The sequence below is a fragment of the Mycobacterium sp. genome, from assembly GCF_035697385.1.
GTDB lineage: Bacteria > Actinomycetota > Actinomycetes > Mycobacteriales > Mycobacteriaceae > Mycobacterium.
Window position 1 is genome coordinate 1 of record NZ_DASSCY010000097.1, and the last position, 4,035, is coordinate 4,035.

At 67.5% G+C, this 4,035-nt stretch carries 5 protein-coding genes; all 5 read right to left on the minus strand.

All coding sequences use genetic code 11. The features are described from left to right. On the minus strand, nucleotides 1-487 hold a 487-nt coding region (locus VFH65_RS08750), incomplete at its 3' end, for a ComF family protein (protein ID WP_353320753.1). A gap of 46 nt (nucleotides 488-533) precedes the next feature. After that, nucleotides 534-893 (minus strand): DUF192 domain-containing protein, encoded by a 360-nt coding sequence (locus tag VFH65_RS08755; RefSeq protein ID WP_353320754.1) that lies wholly within the window; start codon nucleotides 891-893, stop codon nucleotides 534-536. A 72-nt stretch (nucleotides 894-965) separates the two neighbouring features. Beyond that, nucleotides 966-2,165, minus strand: coding sequence for a pilus assembly protein TadG-related protein (locus VFH65_RS08760; RefSeq protein WP_353320755.1), 1,200 nt, complete (start codon nucleotides 2,163-2,165; stop codon nucleotides 966-968). 67 nt (nucleotides 2,166-2,232) lie between these two features. Continuing rightward, nucleotides 2,233-2,679 (minus strand): TadE/TadG family type IV pilus assembly protein, encoded by a 447-nt coding sequence (locus VFH65_RS08765; protein ID WP_353320756.1) that lies wholly within the window; start codon nucleotides 2,677-2,679, stop codon nucleotides 2,233-2,235. Continuing rightward, nucleotides 2,679-3,791: a TadE/TadG family type IV pilus assembly protein gene (locus VFH65_RS08770; protein WP_353320757.1), complete on the minus strand. Its 1,113-nt coding sequence runs from the start codon at nucleotides 3,789-3,791 to the stop codon at nucleotides 2,679-2,681. Before VFH65_RS08770 ends, VFH65_RS08765 begins: the two co-directional genes overlap by 1 nt. Nucleotides 3,792-4,035 lie beyond the last annotated feature (244 nt).

Sequence of the window (4,035 nt, forward strand, 5' to 3'; positions counted from 1 at the left end):
GGCGGGCCGTCCGGTCGAGGGCATGCTGGCGCTGCGTCGCGCGAGGACGGGTGAGGAGCTCCACGACCGGCAGCTGACGCGCCGCACCGAGCGCCCCGGCCAGCAGGAGCGCCTGGTTGTAGCCCCGCTCACGGGCGCGCGTGACATGGACCGGCACCGGAACGAGGATCGCCGGACCGCTCACTGCCAGCAGATCGTCGAACGCGGGCAGGGCCGCACGAGCGAGCGGATCGGCGAGGCGGCGGGCTCCGCCGTACTTGAGGCGCTGAAGGCAGCGCCGGGCGACGCCCTCGTGCCGAAACGCGCTGACGACGAGCTCGACCTCGGATCCCCCCAGGCTGGCGGCGTCGGCCGCCAGGAACGAGACCGTCGGATCGCTTGCCGGTCGCAGATCGTTCTCGCACCCGCCGCAGAGCACCGTTCCGTACCGGCTACAGCCGGCGCACGAGGGCGGCAGGACGACCTCCAGCAGGCTCGCGAGCGACATGACGCCAGCCTGACGGATGGGGCCTTATCGGCCCCTTAGCGGCGGCTTACCGGGGCGTGATGGCCAGCTGGTCGCCGACCTGGGTGCCGGAAGTCGCAATGGCGCCCACCGGCAGCTCGATGCAATCGTGGGCGCCACGCGCCCACCAGATCACGCGCCACGGTCGAAGGCCCGTCACCGCCTTCGTGACGCGCCTGGACCGGTCGATGAAGACGACGTCGATCGCGAAGCGCATGAAGAACATGTGGATGCTCTGCGTCCGCTCGATGAGCAGGCCCTCGCCGGGATCGAGGCCGGAGCGGTTCAGGAGGCCCACGACCCGGTCGCCCATGCTGCGGGCGACACGCGCGCGGTCGGCCACCACCGTGCCGCGGGTCTCGTTCCGAATCTCGATCGCTACGGCCATCGACCCGGATGCTACCGGACGCGACGGTGCCCCGACCGCGTTGGCCGGGGCACCTGAGCGACTGCCGGATCGCTACCTGATGAGCTGGATGGTCACCGACCCTGGTGTTCCGGTTGGCGGCGGGGCCTCACTGACCTCGCCCTTGTCGCTGATCACCTCGAACCTGCCGGCCAGGCAGGAGGTCCCGCCGTTACCCGTGTCACATGGAATCTTGTTGCTTCCGTTGATGTATGCACCGTGGTCCAGCCCTAGTGCCGCGCACTCAGCGATGGCGCTAGAGCAGAAGCGGAATCCCGCCATCGACGCCAGGTGATACCACTGATTCGATCCGTTGCCGCCGAGGTGGCCGATCGGGCAGTCGGTGGTGAACGGTCCCGTCGGCTGCTCGTCGCAGGTGGCGTCGAACATCGGAATCGAAACCAGGTCGCCGTCATATGTGCGCAGGGCATTCTCCACCGGGGCCGAGTTCACGTTGCCGGTCGAGGTGATGTAGTACCACTGCGGCCATTCGAGGCGCGGGTTGCTGGGGGTCAGGATTGCGTCTACCAGCTCGGACGTGCCGCCGGCGGTTGGCGTCCAGTCCAGCCAACCGACGTTGCCTGGGCTGTTCTTGCAGAGCGGCACGGTCTGGTACTCACTGGGAGCGACGAAGAGCACCGGGTTCCCGCTCGCGTCCTCGATCTGGTCGAGGTTGTTGCTGCCGTCGCAACCGATGACGGTCGTCGGGACCGTAACCGGCAGGACGATGCAGCCGGCCTCGGCCTCACAGACCGACTCGCGGAATCCGGCGCGGGCGGTTGCCGTGGCTTCGATGTCGAGCGTCGGGATGCCGATGACGGGCATTAGAAATGTGTTGACCGTCTGCTTGGCATTGGCTTTGACGCCCTTGGCTCCCGTCGGGATTGCACCCGAACCGACGAGCGCCGCAGTGGCCGGATCCGCCGTCACGGCGCCGGTGGCATCTAGCAGGTTGCCGTTGAAGTCGGTGTAGTACGCCACTGGCGCACCGAATCCGTTGTTGGTCGCGGCGCGGTTGACCGCGGCCAGTACGTCGGCATCCGTCTTGGTCGGGACCGTGCCCGCGACGTTCTCCATCAATACGATGGCGCCTGCCTCGGCCACGGAGTCGGCCGCATTCTGCGTGACGCGCTGTTGGCTCCAGGCATACCCACCGTCGACGACAAGGCCGACCATGGCGATGATGCCGATCAAGCCGAGCGCAACGATGACGAGCACCTGCCCCCTCTCGTCACGCGTGTGGGAAGTAGACATTGCTCGGGCACTCCTGCTGCTCACCGCGGTGGAACCGCGGGGATGGATGAACGATGAAGGGAGAAGGCTATGGAGCGACATTGCCCCACTCCACCGGCTGACGGGTGACCGCCTGCATGTTGATGACGCCAACGAGGTTGCCGATGATCGGCGTCGCGGCCGTATAGCTGTAATTGGTAGTGACGATGGCGACGCGTCCCAGTGACTGTTCGGTGTTGTTACACGCCGTCACAGTTGACAGGTCCGCGCTGGCGAATTCGACCTCGACATCGCCGGTCGACAGGCCGAGCGACACCGCGTGGTCGATTGCCTCGTCCACGATGTGGGTGCAGTTCTGGTCCACGATCGCGATGCGGACGGCCTCGCGGGAGGCGTTCGACAGCGTGTTGTAGGCGTAGATGGCGCGGCCGAAGTCGACGATGCCGACGAGCAGCAGGATGAAGATGGGCAGGATCAGGGCGAATTCGACCAGGGTCTGGCCACGCCGCTCGCCGCGATGCAGGTGTCGTCGCATTAGTTGCCTCCCACCGTCACGGGTGACTGGCACGGATAAGGCTGGCCGCCGACGAGGGTCTGTGACGACACCGTGTAATTCCCGTTCGGTGGCGCAGTGGCCGTGAAGGCGCCGGTGAATCCGGCCGTGGAGAAGGTGTTGGAGGCCGTGTTGACCTTCTGGCCGATGAGCTGCGGCATGAGGCAGACCGTGGGCACCGCCGGCGCGTGCGTCACGGTGACCGTAGTCGTCGGCGGCCGGCAGTTGCCCGGCGAAGACGAGGGCGACGTGGTCTGCACGGATACGAAGTTGGCATCGCTGCCGCTCGCCGGGGAGAACGTCCCCGCGTCGAAGCCGGCGGCCGTCCACTGCGAGCGCGCCTGGCCGACGGTAAGGCCCACCAGATTGGGCACGACGATTTCGGGCGCGGTGCAGGTGGAGACCGTGGACGTCACCAGCACGGTGGCGGTATCGACGATGCAGCTACCGGGGACAGACGGGGGGGAGGTTGTCTGCGTCAGGACCGACTCGGTGTCGAAGCCGGTCAGCGGATTGAAGCCAATTGCGGCGAAGCCGGCGTTCAGCCAGGCAGTGCGCGCCCCGGCCACCGACATGCCGACCATGTCGGGCACGAGGGAATCCGGGCAACCCGCCCCGGGTGGTTGGTTGCCGACCGGGATGCCGGCCACGGACCCGCCCTTGATCGGGAACTTTGACTCGGCACCGACGGGCAGTGGGTCGGGCAGGATCAGGCCGACGAGAGGGGTGACGAAGGAGAATTCGCAATCGAGGTGGAGGACCGCGAAGTCGCCGATCTCGTGAGGATCGGCCGTGCCGACGGCGTCCATAAAGGCCGGGTCCGGCACGTCACCCGGGGTCCACGGTGTGCCGATCGACTCGCCGACCGGCTGGCAGCCGACCGCGTTGAGGTCGTTGGCGACCTGCTGTCGAAACAGCGCCTTGAGCGTCGGATCGCCCGATCCCTGCCACGCCTTGGGGTTCCAGGCGGCCTCGTTCGCGCCAATACGCGCTGCATTGTTGAGCGCGACGCTCCCGAAGAAGACGCGGCCGAAGTCGATGGCCAGCACGAGGAGCAGCACCAGAAGGGGCAGGATTAGCGCGAACTCGACCATGGCCTGGCCGCGTGTGCGCTCGGTGGTGTCCCCGCGTCGGAAGGGCAGCTTCATGAGTGACGGTACTCGGAATACGGGCAGTAAGCTCGCGCAGTGTCGCAATCGCACCTTGCGCGTCACCTTGCAGGGTCCCGCGCCACCCCCCGGACCGCCACCGTACCTTGGTCCTACCCCGCCACTCCCTCGACCGATTCCGCCGGCTCCGCGGGCAGCGTGAGCACGATGGTCGACCCCGCTCCCAGGC

Excerpts from the sequence above, each read along its gene's own strand:
- VFH65_RS08755 (WP_353320754.1), bottom strand. The coding sequence starts at position 893 with ATGGCCGTAGCGATCGAGATTCGGAACGAGACCCGCGGCACGGTGGTG.
- VFH65_RS08760 (WP_353320755.1), bottom strand. The coding sequence starts at position 2,165 with ATGTCTACTTCCCACACGCGTGACGAGAGGGGGCAGGTGCTCGTCATC.
- VFH65_RS08765 (WP_353320756.1), bottom strand. The coding sequence starts at position 2,679 with ATGCGACGACACCTGCATCGCGGCGAGCGGCGTGGCCAGACCCTGGTC.
- VFH65_RS08770 (WP_353320757.1), bottom strand. The coding sequence starts at position 3,791 with ATGGTCGAGTTCGCGCTAATCCTGCCCCTTCTGGTGCTGCTCCTCGTG.